The organism is Mucilaginibacter sp. BGA-UO-ETr-C110, assembly GCF_059567985.1.
Genome location: NZ_JCAQPB010000002.1, coordinates 3622231 through 3643895, shown reverse-complemented (window position 1 = coordinate 3643895; position 21665 = coordinate 3622231). Strand labels below are relative to the sequence as shown.

The window sequence follows — 21665 nt, the reverse complement described above, 5'->3', positions numbered from 1 at the left end:
CTAAACCTATGCTAAAAACACTTGTCATTTTTTTAGGTGTGATTTTATTCCTGCAGGAAGTAAAAGCACAGGACGCCAACTATTGGTCGTCGAGTTATAACCCGGCCGGTTATTTAACTCCGGGAGCAGTGATCGCTTTTAACCGCGACAGCGGGGTGATGTTTTTGAACCCGGCTTTATTGGCTTACAATAATAAAAGTTCGGCTTCCATCAGCGGGTCAATTTACCAGTACGGTACTATTAAAATAAAGAACGGAGTTGGCTCCGGGCTCGATCTTAAATCAACATCGGCCAGTATCATCCCACAAATAATATCGGCAACTATATCTTTAAAAGGCAAACATCCCTTTACTGTTGGCTATGCGCTTACCCATAATCCGGTGATGAGCTACCAGGCCACACAGCAACGTGATGCTAAGTTCAATGTGCTTGATGATTCCTATAGCCCGGGTAACGAGAGCTTCCTTGGGCAATTTAAAAGGCTGAATAGTATCAATGAAACTTCGGGCATTATAAGCGGGGGTTTTAAAGCATCAGATCATTTTGCATTGGGTATATCGGCAGAGGCACAGCTGCGTAAGCAAAGTTTCAATTCCGATTTCAGTTCAAGGGCTTTGTATAATACCAATAGTGTTACAAGTTTGCCACCAGTTGCAAATGCCGAAGAGTCATATCTGGCATCTTATTTTCATGCGGGGATAAAGTTTAAAGCGGGTTTGGCCTATGATGTGGATAGGAGCCACTTGGGGCTCACCATATCATCACCGCTGTTGCATGTAACCGGCAGCGCAAGTATACTGAGTGATAATGTGGCCAGTAATATAAGACTTGCCGGCGATACGCTTAATATTTTAGCTAATTCCAGGCAGGAAAAACTTAAGGCCACCTACAAAATGCCCTTGAGCATAGGTTTTGGCTATGCCTATGATTTAAAAAACGGGCAAATTTATTTTGCCGCTGAGTATTTTAACAAGGTGAATGAATATAATCTGATAACACCTCGTAATCAAAGCTTTATAAGAGGAGATTTGCCTTTAGATGATTTTGCTTCGTCGTCGCTTAAGTTTAAGGATGTAAGGAAATCAGTGTTCAATTTTGGGATAGGGGCAAGCTATTTGCTGCAGCCCGATGTAACCGGCTTTATATCATTACATACCGACTTTAATTACGCCGATAATAGCTTGTATAAGGATGGTGATGGCTATACTTCCAATACGGCTTATTACAATATTTACCATTGCCAGCTTGGCGCTAACCTTAAAAAACGGAAATTTAACTTCCGTACCGGATTGTTATTATCTTATGGTACCACCAATAAGTATATGCAATACGTCAACTTTGATAACCCAAACGAAGGTAATTTTTTGAGTGGAGTGCCAATAAATACCAGTGCCTCACAGTTTTCAGTAGGTATAATGCTGTCATATATTCATAATTTATAAGGCACGGCAACTGATTATAAGTAATCTGCAAGGATGGTAAACAATTTAAGCGTCAAACATTTTATGGGTTTTAGGGTTTGAAATTTGTCCCTTACCTGAAACAACGGACGTGTAAATAAATTGAAAATTAAACATTTATCATTCTGGAAACGCCCTGCATAACAAATCGAAGGTTTTATTTAGCATTTAATATTTTATTATGGGTACTATGGGCAGGTATACCTGATCATGCCCATGGTCAAACTGTCAACGCCGATTCTTTAAAGAAAGATTCATTACGCAAAGTTGCCGTGAAGACCCAAAAAAAGGAAGCGGTAGCGCTATCCAAACAATATGATATAGGCGATCTGGTAAATACCATCTTTCATCCGCATAAAAAGCCAGATTCTGTTCTGAAAAAGTCATCAGGCATCACTATTATTCCTAATGTGGCTGCAAACCCTACTATCGGTTCCCAGCTGGGAATCAAGGCTGTGGCAGGCCGTAAATTAGGAAACGATCCGACCACGCTGTTGTCTGTAGCAGCCACATCGGCATCCATTACCACCAAAGGCATCATTTACTTTTACATCAACCACAATGTGTATACCCCAGGTAATAAATGGAACTTTCAGGGCAGCCTGGTAGCGGCCAAAACCGTTACGCCCGATTTTGGCCTGGGTATCGGCAGGCAGGATGTACAGGGAACTGAAGCGGATAAAATCCTGGCTGATCCGCAGCGTAAAGTGTATACGCTTAAATCGCTTTATTTTAATTTCAGAGAGAAGGTTTATAAAGAGGTGCAGAAAAACCTTTTTGTTGGGGCAGGGGTGTCATTTGATATCCGTCGGAATATTGAAGCAAAGGATACCACCAATAAAATGACCCCATCCCGTATCTATAACGAACAACACGGGCTTCCGCAGGATCATTACTCGGCAAATGGCTTACTTTTTAATGTGCAGTATACCACCCGCGATAATCAGAACCGGGCATACAAAGGTATTTATGCTGATGCCGGTTTCCGTGTCAATCAAACCTGGATGGGCAGTACCAAAAGCGCGGTGCAGTTTACTACCGATTTCAGGAAATATTTTAGTCTGTCTGAAAGTCATCCCGAGCACGTGATCGCGTTCTGGAACTGGGGCTCGTATTTACTCGGCGGTACTTTGCCTTACCTGGAAGTACCGGGCACCGCGCGCGATGGCAGTTTCCGGAGCGGCAGGGGATATACTTCTACTTATTTTAAGGGCACTCAATATAATTATTCAGAAGTAGAATACCGGTTCCCGATACTCCGGAATGGTTTTATAAGTGGGGTTACCTTCTTTAATCTTCAAACCGCTAATGACGAGCTGGGCACCAAACTGTTCCAGGTATGGCAACCCGGTGGTGGTGGCGGTTTACGGGTGCTGTTTAACAAGGCTACACGCACCAATTTGTGTCTGGATTATGCCTATGGTAAATATGGTTCCAAAGGGTTCTTTTTGGGCTTGAATGAGGCGTTTTAATGATCTGGTAATAACTCTATTTGTTTAGGCTGCCTGGTTTCTTGTATGAAGATTTGATTAAGCAACAAAGTTTTTACTTAGCGTGGTTGGGATAATTTTTATTTTTATCTAAAAACCACATCTCCATTGAAACGCTTAAAACAAGGCATGTTTGTATTGCTGCTGCTGATAGCAGGAAAGCTCAGCGCACAGGTAGATACCACCTATAATCCGGCAAAAACCTATACGCAAACACAGCTCCTTGATGACCTTACATTTCTGAAAAATGTATTGGTGGAAGCACATGCCAGTTTGTACCGTTACCAAAGCAAAGCTGCTTTGGACAGCGCTTTTTTAAAAGCTACCGGACTGATCAATAAACCGATGACCGAAGTTGAATTTTGGCGGGTATTACAACCGGTTATTGCCGGCATCCGTTCGGGGCATACGGCTCTGTTTTATTCGCAGTCTTATGTAGCCTGGCAAAACAAGTACCCGGTTGATTATCTGACACCTTTTCTGGCTTTTCAGGATAACCATCTTTTTTTGCACGTAAGTAGTAAGGATACTCTCAAACGCCGCTTTTTACAGGTAAAAAGTATAGATGGTTTACCCGTAGATGAGATCATCCGCACATTAAAAGATTATGTACCGGGTGAGGGCCTGAGTGATCAGTGGACAAAGTATCAATTACAGGGAATTCAGTTGAGTGCATTATATGGAAAGGTGTTTGGCTACAAACCGGTTTATGACCTGCTGATCATCGATACTTTAAACAACAGCAAAACCCTGCACATCAAAGCAACCCATGCCAAACATACCACAGGAGGCGACGAGATCAAGCAGCAGCTGGAAAATAAAAAGGACGAACTAAACAAGGTAGTTTCTGTAGATTATCCTGCGGGTATGCCGGCAACAGCCGTATTGAAAATTAAGGGGTTTACCTACTTTAATTATTACCTGAGCTTTCATGAGCAGCTTTTTAAGCTGATGGAGCAAGATAAGATCACCAACCTGGTGATTGATATCCGGGGCAATACCGGGGGCTTCCCCAACATAGGTGCCGACCTGATGCGCTACCTGGTTAAAAATCAATTTACAGAGGTTGAAGCCACACAGGTGCCGGTGAACAAGATCACTTTTAATGATTATATCATGCATGATCAGGGGTATGATCCTACCCAAAAAACTACCGACAAGGTGCTGCCTTATGATTATAGCTGGAGGCAATACGGAAAATTATATCCTGTCGCGGAGTATCATTTTAATAAAAAGATCTATTTATTGATCGATAAAGGTACATTTTCGGCAGGGAGCATATTTGCAGCCAGTTTAAAAAATCAATGTAAAGTAACCGTTATCGGCGAAGAAACGGGTGGAGCCGAAGCAGGGTCTGATGGTGGTTTTTCTACTATAAGATTACCCAATACCAGTATGTTGCTCCATTTACCGCGATACTGGGAAAGCACCACCGCAAGTGATCATCACTCCAAACATGGCTTAATACCCGATATTGTGATTAAAACCGATATCTCAGAATCAAAATATAATGATGCGGTGATGAAAAAAGTAAAAGAACTGATACTAGCCTCCAAACAGAATGCGGTAGCATCAAATTAATGAAATTAAGCTATTAGCAGCGATCACAAGATTTAATTTGGTTTGATATAGGCTATAAGTATTTTAAAATCTTATTTTTAGCGCCTCAAATACCGGCACCTTTTTTAGCCGGTATACAATGGAAAATACAAGCTAAAAAATGAAAGTTTTAAAATTTGGCGGAACATCGGTGGGTAGCCCCGCGCGTATGAAAAATCTGCTCGACATCATTAATCCTTCCGAACGACAGATCGTTGTGCTTTCGGCAGTATCAGGTACCACCAACAACCTGGTTGAAATTGGACAAGCTTATCTCACAGGTGATAAGCAGAAGGCCATTACTCTCATTAAGCTGCTGAAGGATAAGTACGAACTGTTTATTAAAGAACTATTTACTGATGACGAATTTTTAAAACAAGGCAAAGAGGTTATCGATTACCATTTTTCGGTGCTCAGCAACCTGGCTAATGATCTGTTTACCACTATCGAAGATAAGATCATCCTGGCACAGGGCGAGTTACTGTCGACCACATTATATCATGTTTACCTGAAACAGATCGGCGTGCCATCGGTGTTGTTACCCGCGCTTGATTTTATGAAGATTGATGAGGATAACGAACCTGTTGTTGATCATATCACCGAAAAATTAACCCCGCTGCTGGATAAACACCCCGAGGTGAACCTGTTTATTACCCAGGGCTTTATTTGCCGCAATGCTTTTGGTGAGGTAGATAACCTGCGCCGTGGCGGCAGCGACTACACTGCGTCATTAATAGGGGCGGGCATCCGCAGCGAAGAGGTGCAGATCTGGACCGATATTGATGGCATGCATAACAATGATCCGCGCATCGTAAAAGGTACGCAGCCCATTGCCCAGCTTTCATTTGATGAAGCAGCTGAGCTGGCTTACTTTGGGGCTAAGATATTGCATCCGCAAAGCGTATTTCCGGCACAAAAATATAAGATCCCGGTGCGCCTGCTTAATACCATGGATCCAAAGGCCCAGGGTACACTCATCACCAACACCAGCGAAAAAGATAAGATCAAATCCATCGCCGCTAAGGATGGTATTACGGCCATCAAGATCCAATCAAGCCGGATGCTATTGGCACATGGTTTTTTACGTAAGGTATTTGAGGTATTTGAGCGTTATAAAACATCCATTGATATGATCACCACCTCAGAAGTGGCGGTATCCCTAACCATTGACGATACTACCTACCTGGGCGAGATCACCACAGAGCTTAACGCTTTTGGTTCGGTGGAACTGGATGTAAACCATACCATCATTTGTGTGGTAGGCGATTTTGGCGCCGAAAAACACGGTTACGCGGCAAGGGTACTGGAAGCCGTAAAACACATTCCGTTGAGGATGATATCATACGGTGGCAGCGATCATAACCTGTCGTTATTGGTAAAAACCGAAGATAAGATAGAAACACTGAGGAGCCTGCACAACAGGTTGTTTTAATTTGTGATTTCGGATTTACTTCAAAAAAAAGTAAATACCAATAACAGCAAAAGCAGCTGCTATGCCAGTATTTAATAGTAAACGTTTTAAAGTAAGTTTTCTGTCATGGTACAATTTATAGCTGGATAAAAGTCCAACAAGTACAGAAACGGATAAACACAATATAACAGACAGATTATTCATCATTGCTATGTTTAGTAAAGCTAATATAAATAAATTTCAAGAGTTAGACACCCCGTTCTATTACTACGATCTGGAGGTATTGCGCCAAACGCTTACTGCCGCCCACGATGCTTCGGCTAAGCATGGATTTCATGTACATTATGCCATGAAGGCCAATTTTAACCCACGTGTGCTGGATATGATCCAATCCTTTGGTTTTGGTGCCGATTGTGTGAGCGGTAACGAAGTAAGGGCGGCTATTGACCGTGGTTTTGACAAAGGCAAAATTGTGTTTGCCGGCGTTGGTAAATCAGACAAAGAAATAAACCTGGCCCTGGCGGCTGATATCTTTTGCTTTAATGTAGAGTCGGTACAGGAGCTGAACATTATTGACGGCCTGGCTGCGGCTAAAGGTAAAAAGGCCAAGGTAGCTATCCGCATCAACCCTAATGTCGACGCGCATACCCATCATTTTATTACTACAGGTCTCGACGAAAATAAGTTCGGCATTAATATATGGCAACTGCCCGATGTGGCTACTGCCTTGCGTCAATGTAAAAACCTGGAATTTTTAGGTATCCATTTCCATATCGGTTCGCAAATTACCGACCTGGAAGTATATAAAAACCTGTGTACCCGCATCAACGAAATGCAGGACTGGTTCGAGGATCATGGTTTCCCGGTTAAGGTGCTTAATACCGGTGGCGGCCTTGGTGTGGATTATTATAATCCCGATGGCAATATCGCCGATTTTGAGAACTATTTCCAGGTATTCAAAAATTTCCTGAACGTAAAACCCGGCCAGGAAGTGCATTTTGAATTGGGCCGTGCCCTGGTGGCTCAAAGTGCATCTTTGATATCACGGGTACTGTATGTGAAAAACGGACAGAAGAAAAATTTCCTGATATTGGACGCTGGCATGACCGAACTAATGCGCCCTATGCTTTACCAGGCTTATCATCAGATTGAGAATATAAGTCGTAAAGACCATGGTCCATCGACCATAGACCATGGACTGGCCGGCATAAAATACGACGTGGTTGGCCCTATCTGCGAAAGCACCGATTGCTTCCAGAAGGATGTGGAGTTCCCCGAATCATTCCGCGGAGACCTGATTGCCATACGCACAGCTGGCGCTTATGGCGAGGTAATGGCATCGGGTTATAACCTGCGTGATAGAGTTGGGAGTATATATTCGGAGTAAGGGTTTACTAAATCAAAAACAGGGCTGTCACCCTGAGCTTGTCGAAGGGGCGTGCGTAGAGGCCTACCCACTATGCTTCGACAAGCTCAGCATGACAGCCTTTATATTTTACCCCAACAAACTTTCAAAATACCCGTCTGTAAAATCTGCGGCGAAGTGCAGTACGTTGGATAGCTTTTCAAATTCGTGCGGTTCATGGGTGGTGGTGATCACTACAGCATTCATCCCTGCGTTGGCGGCGGCTTCGGCGCCTTTGGGTACATCTTCAAATACGGTGCAGTCGGTAGGGTTTGTATTAAGCAGGGCAGCAGCCTTCAAAAATGTTTCGGGATGTGGTTTGCTTAACAATACATCATCGGCACTTACAATGGCCTTAAAATAGTGCCTGATGTTCAGATTATCCAACACAAAGTCGATATTAAAAGGGATAGCTGCCGAACCGATAGCCATAGGGATACCCTGCTGATAAGCGGCTTCTAAAAACTCCAGCAAACCCGGTAAAAGGGCCAGGTGCGGTAAAAATTCCTGCTGGTATTTCTCCTCTTTTTCGTACGATAGTTTGTTCATGTCCTCCAAAGTGAACCTGTCGGGCCCAAACATGCGTACCAGTACTTCGGGATTTTTGCCATACATCTGCTGCTTTACTTCGTCCCAGGTAAAATTGCCTCCCAGCTGGCCATTTAGTAAGGTTTGCCAGGCTTTGGTATGGTAAGGCATGTCATTGATCATGGTTCCGTTAAGGTCGAAAATAAAGGCTTTCATGTATGCGAATTTTTTTGGCAAACATACCCATTTTGAAAATTAACCCGGGTGCAGGATCGTTCATGGTTCGGTAATTTTTTTTTTAGATGATCTTATGATCTGTAAATAAGGTATTTAACTAATTATGGCGATGGTGGGTTTACGCCGCAGACTTGGGTTTATAAAATATTGTTGTACCTTGCGGCCTTTAATAAATAAAATAATGCAAAAAGAAGGAACAGTAAAATTTTTCAATGAAACAAAAGGTTTTGGTTTTATTACACCAGCAGGTGGTGGTCAAGACATCTTTGTTCATTCAACAGGCCTGATCGATGAAATCCGTGAAAATGATAAAGTAGAGTTTGAAGTTGAGAACGGAAGAAAAGGTTTAAATGCGGTAAATGTAAAAGTTATTTAATTATAATATAACCATTAAGCATACAGGCATCCACTTAGTGGATGCCTTTTTTTGTGGCTTGTAAAATGGATAGGGGGCTTCTTATCTCACTTATGTCATTGCGAGGAGGTACGACGAAGCAATCTCGTAGCTAGTATCAACGCGATGAGATTGCCCTGCGCTCGCAATGACATGATTTTATTTTTGTTAAAGACTCCCCTAATCCTTCCATCCCCAAATAAAACTGGCATTGTTGTTGTTTACATCAATACAGGTTAAATCATCTAACTAAAAAATTGAACATGAAAGATCAAGCAAAAATTATAGCAGCACTTTTAGTAGGCGCAGCGGCTGGTGCCGCATTAGGTTTATTACTGGCTCCTGAAAAGGGCGGAGACCTGAGAGAAGACATTGCCGATTATATCAATGATCTGGTTGACACCGCTAAAAACAAAGCGCAATCAACTGCTCATGATATCAAAGAATATGGCAGTAATGCTGTAGACAGGGCAAAATCAAGATTTAGCGGTACTGTTAGCGATTTGCGTGATCGTGGCGAAGAGGTTGTTGACGCGGTGAAATCAAAGGTTCATGATGTAGCCGGTAAGGCAAAAGACCTGGGTGATGATGCTGTAAATGAGGCAAAATCAAAAGTAAAAAACACGGCCGACAATTGGAACGATTCTGTACAGGGCGCATAATTTTTAGGACTACCATACAACAGAAAAGCCCGGCATTTGCCGGGCTTTTCTGCTTTAGCACGTTATTATTTTATTTTTTAACCGTGAATTTATTGTTACTAAGGTCGGCATCCATAAATATGCCGCCATCCAGTTCGGCCGATTGTATGGCTTTGGTGGTTTTGATGCTCACGCTGATCTGCTTTTGGTTTTTCTCCCAAACACCAGGCGTTTGATGTATGCTTTCGGTGGTACCGTCGGTATAAGTAATCTTCACATCAAACGGAACGGCAAAACCGCCAATGTTTTTGATGGATGCGGTGTAACCACCGTTCACTTTGGTCAGGTTTTGCAACGCCAGGTCGATATAATAATTGGTGAAGAACCAGTTATTAAAGAACCAGTTGAGGTTGCGGCCCGATACACTGTTCATAGAATTAAAATAATCCCATGGGATAGGGTGTTTGCCATGCCAGCGATCCATGTAGCCATGTAAAGCTTTTTTGAACAAGGCATCGCCCAGCATATCTTTCAACGCGAAATAGCTTAAGGACGGTTTGCCATAAGAGTTATTACCATAACCTCCCCTTAACTCGCTTGATGGAGTTATTACCGGCAGATCCTCGGCTGTGGCGGCATCATTGATCCATCTTTCAACCCTGAAGTTTTTATACAGAGCGTCGGCTTTTTCCTGGCCAACTTCTGATGCACCTATCAGGCGTTCAAAAGTGGTTGCCCAGCCTTCGTCCATAAAGGCATAACGGCTCTCGTTGATACCCATGTAAAAGGGGAAATAGGTATGCGCTATCTCGTGATCTTGTACAAATTGCGAAAACCGGATATCGGCGTTATGACTGTCGTTCACCATCATAGGGTATTCCATATCTGCAAAACCCTGAAAAGAGGTCATTTTTGGGAAAGGATAAGGCACACCCGGCCAGTTGTGTGATAACCAGCTTAACGAATTACGGCCATTTTGTACGGCATGATGAAAATCTTCGGCATTATCTAAAAACGCGGCCTGCATGCTGGCCCTGCGCTGGGTGGCATCGTCAACAATGGTACTGGCAGCATCCCAAACATAATGATCGCTGATGCCAACAGCCATATCGCTGATGTCGTTTGCTTTCCATATCCAGGTATTTACGTCGTTTTGGGTGGTGATGTTTTTTGAGGCCAGGTCGGCGGCTGTAGCCACATGGATGGTGGAGTCGCTGGTCATGGATGCCTGCAAACGTTTGGCATACTCGGGTTGCAACACCTGGTTAGGGTTTTGCAAGGTTCCTGTCGCCCAAACTATATAGTTCTTTGGTGCTTTTACCTGCAGGGTATAGTCGTTAAAGTCGTTATAGAATTCCTGGGCATCTAAAAACGGAAGCCTGTCCCAGCCGTTATAATCGTCATATACCGATACGCGTGGATAAAAATAGGCCAGGTAATAAGTAGTAGAGTCGATCATCCCTTCACGACCGCTTTCTTTAGAGATCTGGAAGTGCCAGGCAATATCCAGCTTAACCGAATCATGTGGCATCAGCGGTTTTAACAAACCCACCATCTGGTTGGTAGAGGCTATGGCGTTATTGATCTTTTTGGCCTTGCCATTGATCAGGAAAGTATCTATTTGTATGCCCGGGGTTAAATAATCAGGTTGGGCATTGCCCATGCGGGCGACACCCGGTTTGTGAATGTTTAATATGAGCTTCATATTAAGGGATTTCAAGGTATCCGGACTATTGTTAATGTAGGTGATCTGCTCGGTACCCTTAATATCCCTGCTGGGTGGCAAGGCGGTAATGGTAATGTTATACCGGCCATAGTTTTGCCAGTAGTTTTTTCCGGGTTTGCCATCGGCAGAGCGGGTTCCGTTTTTGAAGGCGTGTTGTATATCCCGTGGCATATACAAATCCTGCGCCTGTACCTGTGCCAGCATCAGGCAGGCAAAGGCCGATAGAATAATAGATTTGATCATGTTCTTAGTTAATTCAAATGCAAATTAATGTAAATCAATTGATAATTAATAAGCGATTATCATGAATTTAAAATACAGGTTTATAGGACTCAGGAAAGGGGAAACAGAGCTGTTATTTATGATTTCGTAACAAATTTGTAACAAAGGTTAATTTCCTACGAAATCGGTTGCGTAGGTGGGGTATAATTTTTTACCTTTGTTTAAGTTATTTTAATAGGGGTATTAAATAACTAATATTTAAGCCATCCGCTTTACTGCGGATGGCTTTTTTTATATGATCTATCTCATATAGGGCAGACTATCAGGAATCCGATTGAGTTGATGGTATCAGTCCGTTAAAGGCCTATACGGGATAGTACCCCAACACTGCTATGCCAGTCACCCGTGTAAAAAATCTAAAAAATAGCGTCATTGCGAGCGTAGCGTGGACAACCGACCAGAGGGAGCTCATTAACTCCTTTAAAAGACAACTAACAACATTAATAATCCCCGATTTACAGAGCGGCTCTGCTTATTAGGGATTGCTACGCTCGCAATGACGCGTGTAATAATTTTATTTCCCTGCTTTCAGCTTTGCGCCTTCCGCTTTCAGCTTCTACTTAGTTTTCTGTTAGATATTCCTTCGATATCAGCATAAAAAGCTGGTCGTTATCAATGGATTCATCAAAACATTCGGTCAGTAACTGTGTAGCGTCGTCATACTTTAACAGTTTGGCTACCATCATGAGCATACGGCAGGAGGTGATGTTGATATGCTCCAGCAACTGCAGGTACATGATGAGGTCCATATCGCCCAGGATTGACATGGCCTGTTTTTCATCCAGGCAAAACTCATCCTTCACGATTGATTTGATGGGGTTACAGTTTTTGTCAGAAGGGCTTTCGTTGATCAGCTTATATATTTCATCCATCCGGGCTATTTGTTTCTTTACATCATCCCAAAACTCCTGTATAGCCTGTTCCAGGGCAGTAAATGATGCCAGTTTTATTAAATGGCCCAGGTTGCTGTCCAGGTAACGTTTACCAAAATAGGTGCGGTTAAGGTTATGTACAAATACCTGTTTTAATAATTGCGGATCTAAAGGTTTAGTATTCAAATTATCCATGATATGAATTGTAAAGTGAGCTTTAAGTGCTGCGGTAATTCAACTATAAAAAGTATGAATTGTTTAAGGTAAATACCATATTAACCCGCTTTGTTTTATTTGTGTACCCGTTTGCAGATATAAAGTAACTTTGCAGCCAGACATATACTGCTATGAAATATAAATTGGGCGACTTTGTACGCTTTGTTGACGAAAAGATGGAGGGTTTTGTAACCCGTATAATTGACGACCAAATGATTGGGGTTACCGGCGAGGATGAGTTTGAGATCCCAGTTCTGGCCAGCAAAGTAACCTCGGTACATGGCTATGAACCTGCCGGTACAAAAAAGGCTGCTGTTGATAACGAAGCACCGGTACCTGCCGGTGAATTTGAAAAAAAAGGGATTTACCTGGGTGTAGTGGCCGATGGAAAAGCCAACTCGGTGGTACATTTTCATTTGGTGAATACCACCTCGTTCCAATTGCTGGCAACCCTTACAACAGAGAAACAGCAAGTATTTAAAGGCGAATTTGCCGAAGCGATAGCACCGGGGTCGGCTGTGAAGATCTACTCGGCCCAACTGGCCGATCTGCAGTTATGGCCCACTTTTATTTTTAATGTGATTTACAGCACCAAACAAAATATAGAACCACCCGCGCCATTGGTATTGCGCGAAAAGTTTAAGGCTAAAGATTTTTCGACCACCAAAAAGCAGATCCCATTGTTAAAAGATGCCGGTTGGCTTATTCGGCTGGATGAACCGGAAATGGTGATCGATGCGCAAAAGCTGAAAGAAAGCTTTTTTAAATCGCCCGAAGAAAAAGTGGTGTTGGATAAGCCATCCAATGAGGTCGATCTGCATATTGAAAAGCTGCGCGATGATTACCAGTTTTTACAAAACAACGAAATGCTGAGCATACAACTGGCGCACTTTCATAAAACGCTTGATGCGGCCATTGTACATCAATTACCTGATATGGTGTTTATCCACGGAGCCGGGAACGGCGTGTTGCGTAACGAACTACATAAAGCCCTGGGCAAACACCCCAAAGTACAAACCTTTATGGATGCCCGTAAAGAAAAGTTTGGCTACGGCGCCACTAAGGTGATATTTAAGTAAGTCTGAAGTCTGAGTCGGGAGTTTTGAGTTTGAAGTTCACCTTGCCATCGCTCGGCTGGAGCCGAGCGACTGCATACAGTGTTAAGCATGTCAAAATTGGGCTGTCACCCTGAGCTCCGTCGAAGGGTAGAGCGCAGAGGCCCACCCACCATGCTTCGACGGGGCTCAGCATGACAGCCTTAAGACTCAAAACTCCCGACTCAAGACTTAAACCTACTTATTCAACTTATCAACCCGGTCAAAAAACTCGTTTTGTAATTTCAGGGTAGCCGTATCGGCCTTGATCACTTTCAGGGCTTTCACAAAAGTGGCTATCTCATGCTCGGCTATAAATTGGCCAAATTCTGGAGTGGCCTTTGCGCCTTCACCTGCGTAATGATTGGGGAAACCGGCATACCACCAGATAGGGGTATACACATTTTGCAAACTTAAGCGGTGCTGGTTAGCCCCCGATTCCGACGCTGCACGGTCCATCCGCATCAGATCGGGCCGGTAGTATAACAGGGTAGAGGTTTCATTTTCGCCAGCATGCATATCATTGCGCGGGTCTGATTTATGCATTTTAGCATACTGCTTATTAAACTCTTCGTCGTTGCCGGGGGTATAAAAATATACCGCGTAGTTATGCCTTTTATTCAGCAGCGATTGCATGAAAAACTGGATAAACTCCGGGTTGCCGCCATGACCGTTCAGGATCACTATTTTTTCGAAGCCATTGCGGGCTATCTCATCACAGGTAGCCTCCAACAGATCCCATATCACTTTGCTGGGCAGGGCGAAAGTACCGGGCTGGTGCCTGGCCTCGTTGATCTGTCCGTAAAAATAATCAGGAAATACCACGGCATACTCCGATTTAACCGCGTGGGCGGCCCATTCCCGAACGTGTATCAGATCGGTACCGAGGGGTGAGTGAGGGCCGTGTTTCTCGAGGATGCCAAAAGGCAAAATGCAGGTTTTAGCCGATTTTTCAAGCGCTTGCGGAAAATCAGATGCTACCAGCTCGTCCCAGCGGGCCGGCAACTGCTGTGCCCGTGCAAAGCCAGATAATAATATCGCGAAAAATAAAAGCAAACAAGGTTTCATTGCTGTACAGATTATAGGTTAACAGAAGGGTTTATTGATGCCGAAATTTACACATTTATATAGCACCATAAAATGTTATCTGCCAATAAGTAATAAGGATTTTACATGCATATTTATGAACGGAAATAATATATTATTTTGTTGGCGTTAATATGATATTATAAACCAATTTATAAACCAAATATTTAGCTTGTATGAAAAAGATGCAATTGAATGCCTTGAGTATTGGAGGAGCCTTATCAAGAGAACAAATGAGAAAAGTGGCGGGTGGAGGATTTCTGCCATGCAAAAGTCAATGTGCCACAGATGCGGATTGCGTGCAAACCGGTGGAGGTAGCCAGTGTGTGGTAGCACCCGACCAAAATTGCCATAACAGGGATGGTTCGATTCAGTCTGTCGGCTCCTGCGTGTAATATCGTAGTTAATCACATTTCATATCTCCCGAAAGGAGATTTTGAACTTTTATCTTACTAAAAAAATCGGTATATTTGTATACACAACGGCCCGGTTCTCCTGAATAAAAGGAGAACCGGGCCGTTGTGTTAAGGATAAAACAAGACCCAAAATCGGCCTTTTTTCATGTAGTTATCTGACAATCAATAAATTAATACTTTTTAAAGTTTTTAAAACTGCTTAAAATGGTGTTAAAATTTGTTAAAAAGTGTTAAAATCGATGGTTTTGGATCAATTTTCAATCGTTTTTACCCCATTTTCGGGCAGAAAAGTGTTAAAATTTAAGCTTTAAAAAGTTTTGTGAGACTATTTTAAACCGGGCAGGGAATAGCAAAAGGCGGCGCCTTTCTGACTGCCATTTTCAACCCAGATACGACCGCTCATTTTTTCGATAAAATCTTTACAGATCATCAGGGCCACACCAGCGCCTTTCTCTTTTTCGTTGTTGTAGTGCATAGCTACCTTGAAGTTAAATATCGACTCCATTTTTTCGGAAGATATGCCTTTGCCTTCGTCCAGTACACAAAGCATGGTTTCGCCCGAATGGGCCGAACCTGAAATGGAGATAGTGGAATAGCGCGGCGAAAATTTGATAGCGTTATGTATAAAATTGCGGTGGATAAATTGTACCAGTTCTTTATCGGCATGTACCACAATCTCGCTATCAACATTATTGAGGAATTTAAGCTGATATTCCTCAGTGATGAGGCTAAAGGGTTGCAGGGCCTCATCAATCAGTTCTTTTAGCTTTAATGGTTTGGGTTCATAGCTAAAACCAGAAAGTTGCTGTTTGATCCATTGTAAAATGTTCTCGAATATTTCGAGCGAGATACTGGAGGAATGTTCCATGGTATCTACCAGTTCCATCAGCTCCTCGCGGGTCAATGCATCGGTATCTTTTAAAACCGCGGCCAATGTTTTTAGGGTACCTATCGGCTGCCTGAAATCATGCGCCAGGATAGATACCAGGCGGTTGTTGAACTCATGATCTATCTCGAGTTTTTCATTACGCAGCAATACCGACCGGTTGAGCGCTTCGAGGGTTACCGTGTGTTTCTTTTTGAGGCGGTATAAACGATAAATGAAAAGCACGGTTACCACGGTCAGTAAAAAAAGTACGCCCAGTATAATGGCGAGTATTTGCCGGTTTTTACTGCGGATGGTTATGGCCTCCAACTGCTGATCTTTTAAGGCATAATCAATATAGTCAAAGCCCGAGGTATTGTTGAATTGCTCTTCATCGTCATACAGCTTGAGTAGTTTCTTGCCGTAGTATTGAACTGCGGGCAGGTTGTTGCGGGCTATGTATATATCATATAAGCGCTTGCCAAATATCTTTTGATACATGTGGTAACCTTTTACATCGGCAATATTAAGTCCCTGTTTGTAGCTGGCAATAGCTTTGGCTGTATCCACATTGTTGTACAGATCGCCAAGGGATTGGATAATGTCGAGGCTCAGATAATTCAGGTCCATGGCAATGCCTTCAGCGGCTGTTTTTTCCAGTAAGCTGATGCCTTTTTCGCGCTCCTTGTTCTTTAAATATAGCTGTGCCTGTATCTGATCGGTAACCAATAGTGATCGGTTGTCTTTATATTTTGTGGCTATCTGCCGGGCTTGGGCTAAGTAAATGGTGATAGAATCTTTGGGAATATGCGTTGGATATAAAAGCAAATAATCACAAAGCACAAGCGACATGATCGAATCCTTCTTGAGCTTGTTGCCCAGGTTTATGGCTTTTCTGAATATCTCAATGGATTTTTTTTCTTCGTTATTTTCACTGAACACCAGGCCTATGTTCATCAGGGTTTGCACCACATTTGATGAATCATGTATGCTCTGGTAATGATTATAAGCATCATTATAGTAACGCAGGGATAATTGAAGGTTGCCCCTCAGGTCATAAACTATACCGAGGGTGTTCAAGGCATCGGCAATGCCCTGCCGGTATTTTAACCGCTCGGAGATGGCCCTGGCACGCTTAGCATAGTAAAAGGTACTGTCGAGGTTACTTTCATACATTAATATTCCTAAACGGTTAAGCGCATCAGCATACTTAACACTATCAGTAATATGGGGCAGCGCTTGTTTAATTTTAGCAATATCCTTTACCTGGCTATAACTACAGATAGCAGCAAATAATAACGGTATAAAAAAAACAGCGCGTTTTTGCATTAAGCGGGGTATTACATTAACTAATCAACTTTTTGTGGAGCTGGGATTTATAATCTAAATATAATGTATACGAAATAAAATACGCAGAGTTAACCATATATTAAATAAAAATACCTGGCGAATGAAGTGAACGATTGGTGACTATAATATTAAAGGGTTATTCGCCCCAGGCTGTGATCACCAGGTTACGCTGGCCGCCATAGTTGCGGTGCTCGCACAAGTAGATGCCCTGCCACATACCTAATGTCAGTCTGCCATTGCGGATGGGGATCATAACTGAACTGCCAAGTAAAGCGGCCTTTAAATGCGCGGGCATATCATCGGGGCCTTCATCATCGTGATGATAGTCGGGGTCGTTTTCAGGTACGGTTTTACTGAAATACATTTCAAAATCACGCCGAACGGTAGGGTCGGCATTTTCATTGATAGTTAGGGAGGCCGAAGTGTGTTGAATAAAAACCTGTAGTATGCCGGTTTTTATTTGCCCAAGTTGCGGCAGGGCATGTACAACTTCAGCGGTGATCAAATGAAAGCCTCTTTTTCTTTCTTTGAGCAGAAGCATTTGCTGGTGTATTTGCATGGGATATATTAACAGCTGTTTTGTATATAATAAGTATCTGGTTTTATTATTAAGGCTGCTTAATATAGTATATTTTTTAATAGGGGATCTGTTTTGCTTTGCAGATACCCGCTAATTAGGTTTTATGGATTACTTTTTAGATGACTAAGTTTTTCTTTATAAGAGCTAAGATCAACATCCTGATTATTTTTAATGAACATTTCCAGTGCTTCAATGTATTCTTGTTGAAAGTCCTTTTCATTTGGACTTGCTTCGTATTGGATACGGGCTTTATCCAGGGCACTCAAGCTTTCTGATCTTCTGGCAGCTATGCCATCATCAGATTCATTAAATAATATCACTATATTTTTCTCATAACCAGGTATATATTTTACCGGAAACTCTTGTCCCTTGGATGGTATCTGAATGGCGTTGGCAATAGGATAAATGGCCGCTGAAGTAGTAGAGAAAGTACCCTTAACATACTGGCCGTTAGTTTTTTTTACGATAAAATCATAGTCGTATATATACGCATCATTTAGGGTTGAGTTGGTCTGTTCTTCTTTGGTAATAACTGCTGTACTACGGGTTCCAAATGCATTTAAAAAAGCTGCATTCAAGAATTGACTGGTAAAAGCACTAATAATTGATAATACAAAAACTACAATAGGGAGAACTGTTTTACCAAATTTAAAAGCAAGTATAATAGCAATAAATATAAGGCAAAGTGCAAACAGAAATCCATGATGACTTATAAAATAAAGCAGGCGTGATAAAAAAGCCATAAGCGTTAGGTTTGTCAATTGTTAACACGTTTTTAATCCGTTTTGTTTGAATTTGAAATATTGATCATTAGCTCTTTATATTATATTGTTGTCAACAAGCAATTAGCTTGTTGAATTTATTCTCTGAATACCGTTTCCAGTAAAATACCGGTAGGGGTATGCAGAAATATACGCCGCTCACCGATATCGGGCAGATCCATCAGGGAATGAGGTATTTTCAGGCTGAGTAGTTTTTGTTTAAATGCAGCGTAGTTTTCCAGGTAAAATGCGGTATGGTCAATAGCTTCGGCAGCCTGATCTGATTGTTGCTTATAATAATAGGGACTTTTTATAAGATGTATAAGCGGTGAACCATTATGATACAGCCAATAACCGGGAATATTAACGGCTATCACCGCCGGGCGCGGGCCTTCAGTCAGGTCAAAAATGTTCAGTAAAAAGTCCTTTGTTTTTTCCAGCTGCCTGGTGCGCAGGGTAGTATGATCTATATGCATTGTTTTTGTATTTAAACGATGCACAAAATTGGTTTACATCCAGGGCTAAACCTATGTAATTAATAATGATAATGTTGTACAAAAGGTGGAAGACTGTCTTTAATGCAGCCGGTTGGCCTTTTTGAAAGCTGAAGGTGTTTGCTGAAAATGGGCTTTAAAGGCATTACTTAAATGGCTTTCGTCGGTGTAGCCAAACTCATCTGCCAGCTGCGACAAGGTTTTATCGCGATGGATCAGTTGGTGTGCGATCAGTTTTAGGGCATATTCCTGTATGTATTTTTTATAGGAGCTGCCGGTTGCCTTGCTGAAATATTGGTTAAAATAAGTTTTGCTGATATGAAAGGTATCGGCAATGTTTTGCAAGGATAGTAACTGTTTGCTGGTTATATGCTGGTCGATATAATTGAGTATGGCTTGTATCTTATCATCTTTAGGCTTAACCGTGTTTTGATCGGTTTCTTTAGCCATAATAGACAGTACAAGCGCCAGCGCATTTTTGATAATGATATTTTGGTAATTGGTTTCTTTCCGGTGCTCAGCTATAATAAGGTCCATCAGCTGAATGATCTGTTGCCTGCTACCCGGCAGATCCATTTTACGGTGAGGAGATGATAAGCGTGTAAATACCTGTTTAAAGTCGGCATCCAACAACAGATCCTGGAAAAAGCCTTCGTGAAATTTGATAATACAGATGACACACTTTTCCTCAAAAACAAAAAAGTGGGTATCCTGCGGGGCCAGTACAAACAGATCGCCCTTTTCGTAATTGTAACTACGGTCGTTGATCATGTGCTGGCCTTTTCCACGCATAATATACTGCAGTTCATAATGAGTATGTTTATGCACAGGCAGGTGCCACTCATTTTTGATAACATAGGCGATGTCGAACTTTTGGGTAAGATTCCTGATATGCATGGCCGAAAATTACGACTTAAATTTAATTTTCGGCTACAGATAAAAAAGGGCAGCCTATCAGGCCACCCTATTTTAATCCGTAAAAGGAGCATTTTATACCAACAGTATACCACCATCTATAATAAATTCAGAACCGGTAATAAAACCAGCCGCATCATCACAAAGGTAAGTTACTACGCTGGCAACCTCCTCGGAGGTACCCATGCGTTTCAATGGAGATTTTGTGATCAGGCTATCTTTTATGGTACCCAGGGTGGCATCGTCTAACCCGGCTTTGTACATGATCTCGGTTGCAATAGGGCCTGGACTTACCGCGTTCACCCTGATCTTGCGTGGAGCCAGTTCAAGTGCTGCTGATTTCATAACCGAGTTTAATGCCGCCTTACTGGCCGAATACACGGATGAGGCTGCACTGGTTGTGCTGGCAACTATAGATGACAGGAAAACAACCGATCCACCATCGCGCAGAATAGGGATAAACTTGCTGAGTGTAAAATAGGCTCCCTTGAAGTTAATATCCATAATATCGTCAAAGTGTTGTTCCGTAGCAAATTCAATAGGAGATAAGGTTGCAATGCCCGCATTGATAAACAGGATATCAACTTTACCATAACTTTCGGTAACGGTTGCCACCAGTTTTTCTGTTGCGTTAATGTCTGACTGATCGGCAACAATTCCTGTTACACCCAGATCAGCGGCAGCCTTTTCTATGGCGTCTTTTCGGCGCCCGGTGATGATCACGGTTGCACCTTTTTCTTTTAATTCCTTTGCAGCTGCGTAGCCTATGCCGCTATTGCCGCCGGTAACTACAGCTATTTTGTTCTGAAAATTGTTCATTTCTGTGTTTTTTTATTTAATGATGCAAATGTATTGCTGAAATGGTATAATTTTGTAACCAGTATCACAGAGTATACCAGTAAAAAATGGGAGAATATTCAATGGACAACATGACGCCGGAAATCAAAGCCATGCATGAAGTTATTTATGGCATTGATGGGCAAAGAAACCAGACACGGGAGATCCAGGCATTACAGGATACCATTTACGTAATTGGCGGCAAATGGAAACTGCCTATTATCAATTCCATATGCAATGGAAATAAACGTTTCAGAGAGATTGAGCGGAGCATCCCTGGGATAACTACAAGGATGCTTTCGAGAGAACTACGGGAAATGGAATTGAACAAATTGATCACCCGGACAGTGAGCCCTGGCCCGCCGGTTCTGGTGGAATACGAATCAACCAGTTATTGTAAAACTTTTGGTCATATCATATTTGAAATGATCAAGTGGGGAATTGATCATCGCGAAAAATTGAAGAAGGAGCAATAGTTTAGCCTTTTTCATCTGCTAAACCCAATCGCATGGTTAACATGTGCGGTGCAAAACCTACTTTTTCATAGGCTTTTAGCGCGGCGGTGTTAACAGCATAAACCTCCAGCCGTATTTCGGTAATGCCTTGCTGCTGCGCCCAGTTTTTTAGCGCGTTGATGATCAGTTTATTTACGCCCTTGCCCCGGTGATCGGGCAGTACATACATAAAACCCAAATGGGCATGCTGCTGATGTTTTAAATATGGTTTTGAATCAACAATACGCGCGTAACCACAGCCAATGAGTTTTGAATCAACTTCGGCTACCACCATTCTGGCATCTGTAGCCTCAATTAATTCGGGGATGTTATAATAATAAAGCGGCCCGGGCTTTAAAGTGGTGTCAAAAGGGCGTTCAGATTCAACCAAAGCCTGTTTAAACTCAAACAATACGTCCAGATCTTTTAACTCCGCTTTTCTAATAATTATTTGCTCCATTTTTATGGTCTCTGATATCTGGTAAAATTATAAGTTTGTTTTGGAATTCGGG

Annotated in this window: 20 protein-coding genes; 9 read left to right on the top strand and 11 right to left on the bottom strand. The window is 42.3% G+C overall.

The window, feature by feature from the left end; all coding sequences use genetic code 11:
- Positions 1-8: 8 nt before the first annotated feature.
- The 5 genes from AC57BQ_RS15740 to lysA all read left to right on the top strand — a co-directional run bounded on the left by AC57BQ_RS15740 (position 9) and on the right by lysA (position 7347).
- On the top strand, positions 9-1442 hold the full coding sequence (locus AC57BQ_RS15740) for a hypothetical protein (protein WP_496407196.1): 1434 nt from the start codon (positions 9-11) through the stop codon (positions 1440-1442).
- A gap of 290 nt (positions 1443-1732) precedes the next feature.
- Positions 1733-2932, top strand: coding sequence for a BamA/TamA family outer membrane protein (locus AC57BQ_RS15735; protein WP_496407195.1), 1200 nt, complete (start codon positions 1733-1735; stop codon positions 2930-2932).
- Positions 2933-3058: 126 nt separating this feature from the next.
- The gene (locus AC57BQ_RS15730) at positions 3059-4531 is read left to right on the top strand and encodes a S41 family peptidase (RefSeq protein WP_496407194.1); all 1473 of its coding nucleotides are present in this window, start codon (positions 3059-3061) and stop codon (positions 4529-4531) included.
- Between the two features lie 139 nt (positions 4532-4670).
- Positions 4671-5981, top strand: a complete 1311-nt coding sequence (locus tag AC57BQ_RS15725) for an aspartate kinase (RefSeq protein WP_496407193.1) — start codon at positions 4671-4673, stop codon at positions 5979-5981.
- Positions 5982-6171: 190 nt separating this feature from the next.
- The gene (lysA, locus tag AC57BQ_RS15720; protein WP_496407192.1) at positions 6172-7347 is read left to right on the top strand and encodes a diaminopimelate decarboxylase; all 1176 of its coding nucleotides are present in this window, start codon (positions 6172-6174) and stop codon (positions 7345-7347) included.
- Between the two features lie 108 nt (positions 7348-7455).
- Here lysA and AC57BQ_RS15715 read toward each other — a convergent pair whose 3' ends face one another.
- Entirely contained in the window at positions 7456-8109 is a 654-nt protein-coding gene (locus AC57BQ_RS15715; protein ID WP_496407191.1) for an HAD family hydrolase, read from the bottom strand.
- Between the two features lie 202 nt (positions 8110-8311).
- On the opposite strand from AC57BQ_RS15715, the gene AC57BQ_RS15710 reads away from it, so the two are divergent.
- Complete coding sequence (locus AC57BQ_RS15710) at positions 8312-8506, top strand: cold-shock protein (protein WP_076377605.1); 195 nt, start codon at positions 8312-8314, stop codon at positions 8504-8506.
- Positions 8507-8787: 281 nt separating this feature from the next.
- Positions 8788-9186: a YtxH domain-containing protein gene (locus tag AC57BQ_RS15705; protein WP_090467072.1), complete on the top strand. Its 399-nt coding sequence runs from the start codon at positions 8788-8790 to the stop codon at positions 9184-9186.
- A gap of 70 nt (positions 9187-9256) precedes the next feature.
- Here the strand turns inward: AC57BQ_RS15705 and AC57BQ_RS15700 are convergent, their stop codons facing one another.
- Together AC57BQ_RS15700 and AC57BQ_RS15695 are read right to left on the bottom strand one after the other, a co-directional pair.
- A complete protein-coding gene (locus AC57BQ_RS15700) occupies positions 9257-11134 on the bottom strand; it encodes a M1 family metallopeptidase (RefSeq protein WP_496407190.1) in 1878 nt (625 codons plus the stop codon).
- 599 nt (positions 11135-11733) lie between these two features.
- On the bottom strand, positions 11734-12240 hold the full coding sequence (locus tag AC57BQ_RS15695; protein ID WP_496407189.1) for a DUF892 family protein: 507 nt from the start codon (positions 12238-12240) through the stop codon (positions 11734-11736).
- 152 nt (positions 12241-12392) lie between these two features.
- On the opposite strand from AC57BQ_RS15695, the gene AC57BQ_RS15690 reads away from it, so the two are divergent.
- Complete coding sequence (locus tag AC57BQ_RS15690) at positions 12393-13340, top strand: Smr/MutS family protein (protein WP_496407188.1); 948 nt, start codon at positions 12393-12395, stop codon at positions 13338-13340.
- A gap of 213 nt (positions 13341-13553) precedes the next feature.
- On the opposite strand, the gene AC57BQ_RS15685 is transcribed toward AC57BQ_RS15690, so the two are convergent.
- From AC57BQ_RS15685 to AC57BQ_RS15655, 7 genes are all read right to left on the bottom strand, one after another.
- Entirely contained in the window at positions 13554-14423 is an 870-nt protein-coding gene (locus AC57BQ_RS15685; protein WP_496407187.1) for a creatininase family protein, read from the bottom strand.
- Between the two features lie 759 nt (positions 14424-15182).
- A complete protein-coding gene (locus AC57BQ_RS15680; protein WP_496407186.1) occupies positions 15183-17051 on the bottom strand; it encodes a tetratricopeptide repeat-containing sensor histidine kinase in 1869 nt (622 codons plus the stop codon).
- Between the two features lie 157 nt (positions 17052-17208).
- Positions 17209-17631 (bottom strand): secondary thiamine-phosphate synthase enzyme YjbQ, encoded by a 423-nt coding sequence (locus tag AC57BQ_RS15675; RefSeq protein WP_496407185.1) that lies wholly within the window; start codon positions 17629-17631, stop codon positions 17209-17211.
- Between the two features lie 122 nt (positions 17632-17753).
- A complete protein-coding gene (locus AC57BQ_RS15670; protein WP_496407184.1) occupies positions 17754-18395 on the bottom strand; it encodes a hypothetical protein in 642 nt (213 codons plus the stop codon).
- A gap of 116 nt (positions 18396-18511) precedes the next feature.
- Positions 18512-18889: a VOC family protein gene (locus AC57BQ_RS15665; RefSeq protein WP_496407183.1), complete on the bottom strand. Its 378-nt coding sequence runs from the start codon at positions 18887-18889 to the stop codon at positions 18512-18514.
- 99 nt (positions 18890-18988) lie between these two features.
- Positions 18989-19804, bottom strand: a complete 816-nt coding sequence (locus tag AC57BQ_RS15660) for an AraC family transcriptional regulator (protein ID WP_496407182.1) — start codon at positions 19802-19804, stop codon at positions 18989-18991.
- A 93-nt stretch (positions 19805-19897) separates the two neighbouring features.
- A complete protein-coding gene (locus tag AC57BQ_RS15655) occupies positions 19898-20641 on the bottom strand; it encodes an SDR family oxidoreductase (RefSeq protein WP_496407181.1) in 744 nt (247 codons plus the stop codon).
- A gap of 86 nt (positions 20642-20727) precedes the next feature.
- On the opposite strand from AC57BQ_RS15655, the gene AC57BQ_RS15650 reads away from it, so the two are divergent.
- Positions 20728-21135: a winged helix-turn-helix transcriptional regulator gene (locus AC57BQ_RS15650; protein WP_496407180.1), complete on the top strand. Its 408-nt coding sequence runs from the start codon at positions 20728-20730 to the stop codon at positions 21133-21135.
- 1 nt (position 21136) lies between these two features.
- Here the strand turns inward: AC57BQ_RS15650 and AC57BQ_RS15645 are convergent, their stop codons facing one another.
- Entirely contained in the window at positions 21137-21613 is a 477-nt protein-coding gene (locus AC57BQ_RS15645; protein ID WP_496407179.1) for a GNAT family N-acetyltransferase, read from the bottom strand.
- Between the last annotated feature and the right edge of the window lie 52 nt (positions 21614-21665).

What these genes read in the sequence shown, in the direction of transcription:
- AC57BQ_RS15740 (WP_496407196.1), top strand. Translation starts at nt 9, where the DNA reads ATGCTAAAAACACTTGTCATTTTTTTAGGTGTGATTTTATTCCTGCAG.
- AC57BQ_RS15725 (WP_496407193.1), top strand. Translation starts at nt 4,671, where the DNA reads ATGAAAGTTTTAAAATTTGGCGGAACATCGGTGGGTAGCCCCGCGCGT.
- lysA (WP_496407192.1), top strand. Translation starts at nt 6,172, where the DNA reads ATGTTTAGTAAAGCTAATATAAATAAATTTCAAGAGTTAGACACCCCG.
- AC57BQ_RS15715 (WP_496407191.1), bottom strand. Translation starts at nt 8,109, where the DNA reads ATGAAAGCCTTTATTTTCGACCTTAACGGAACCATGATCAATGACATG.
- AC57BQ_RS15710 (WP_076377605.1), top strand. Translation starts at nt 8,312, where the DNA reads ATGCAAAAAGAAGGAACAGTAAAATTTTTCAATGAAACAAAAGGTTTT.
- AC57BQ_RS15705 (WP_090467072.1), top strand. Translation starts at nt 8,788, where the DNA reads ATGAAAGATCAAGCAAAAATTATAGCAGCACTTTTAGTAGGCGCAGCG.
- AC57BQ_RS15700 (WP_496407190.1), bottom strand. Translation starts at nt 11,134, where the DNA reads ATGATCAAATCTATTATTCTATCGGCCTTTGCCTGCCTGATGCTGGCA.
- AC57BQ_RS15695 (WP_496407189.1), bottom strand. Translation starts at nt 12,240, where the DNA reads ATGGATAATTTGAATACTAAACCTTTAGATCCGCAATTATTAAAACAG.
- AC57BQ_RS15690 (WP_496407188.1), top strand. Translation starts at nt 12,393, where the DNA reads ATGAAATATAAATTGGGCGACTTTGTACGCTTTGTTGACGAAAAGATG.
- AC57BQ_RS15685 (WP_496407187.1), bottom strand. Translation starts at nt 14,423, where the DNA reads ATGAAACCTTGTTTGCTTTTATTTTTCGCGATATTATTATCTGGCTTT.
- AC57BQ_RS15680 (WP_496407186.1), bottom strand. Translation starts at nt 17,051, where the DNA reads ATGCAAAAACGCGCTGTTTTTTTTATACCGTTATTATTTGCTGCTATC.
- AC57BQ_RS15675 (WP_496407185.1), bottom strand. Translation starts at nt 17,631, where the DNA reads ATGCAAATACACCAGCAAATGCTTCTGCTCAAAGAAAGAAAAAGAGGC.
- AC57BQ_RS15670 (WP_496407184.1), bottom strand. Translation starts at nt 18,395, where the DNA reads ATGGCTTTTTTATCACGCCTGCTTTATTTTATAAGTCATCATGGATTT.
- AC57BQ_RS15665 (WP_496407183.1), bottom strand. Translation starts at nt 18,889, where the DNA reads ATGCATATAGATCATACTACCCTGCGCACCAGGCAGCTGGAAAAAACA.
- AC57BQ_RS15660 (WP_496407182.1), bottom strand. Translation starts at nt 19,804, where the DNA reads ATGCATATCAGGAATCTTACCCAAAAGTTCGACATCGCCTATGTTATC.
- AC57BQ_RS15655 (WP_496407181.1), bottom strand. Translation starts at nt 20,641, where the DNA reads ATGAACAATTTTCAGAACAAAATAGCTGTAGTTACCGGCGGCAATAGC.
- AC57BQ_RS15650 (WP_496407180.1), top strand. Translation starts at nt 20,728, where the DNA reads ATGGGAGAATATTCAATGGACAACATGACGCCGGAAATCAAAGCCATG.
- AC57BQ_RS15645 (WP_496407179.1), bottom strand. Translation starts at nt 21,613, where the DNA reads ATGGAGCAAATAATTATTAGAAAAGCGGAGTTAAAAGATCTGGACGTA.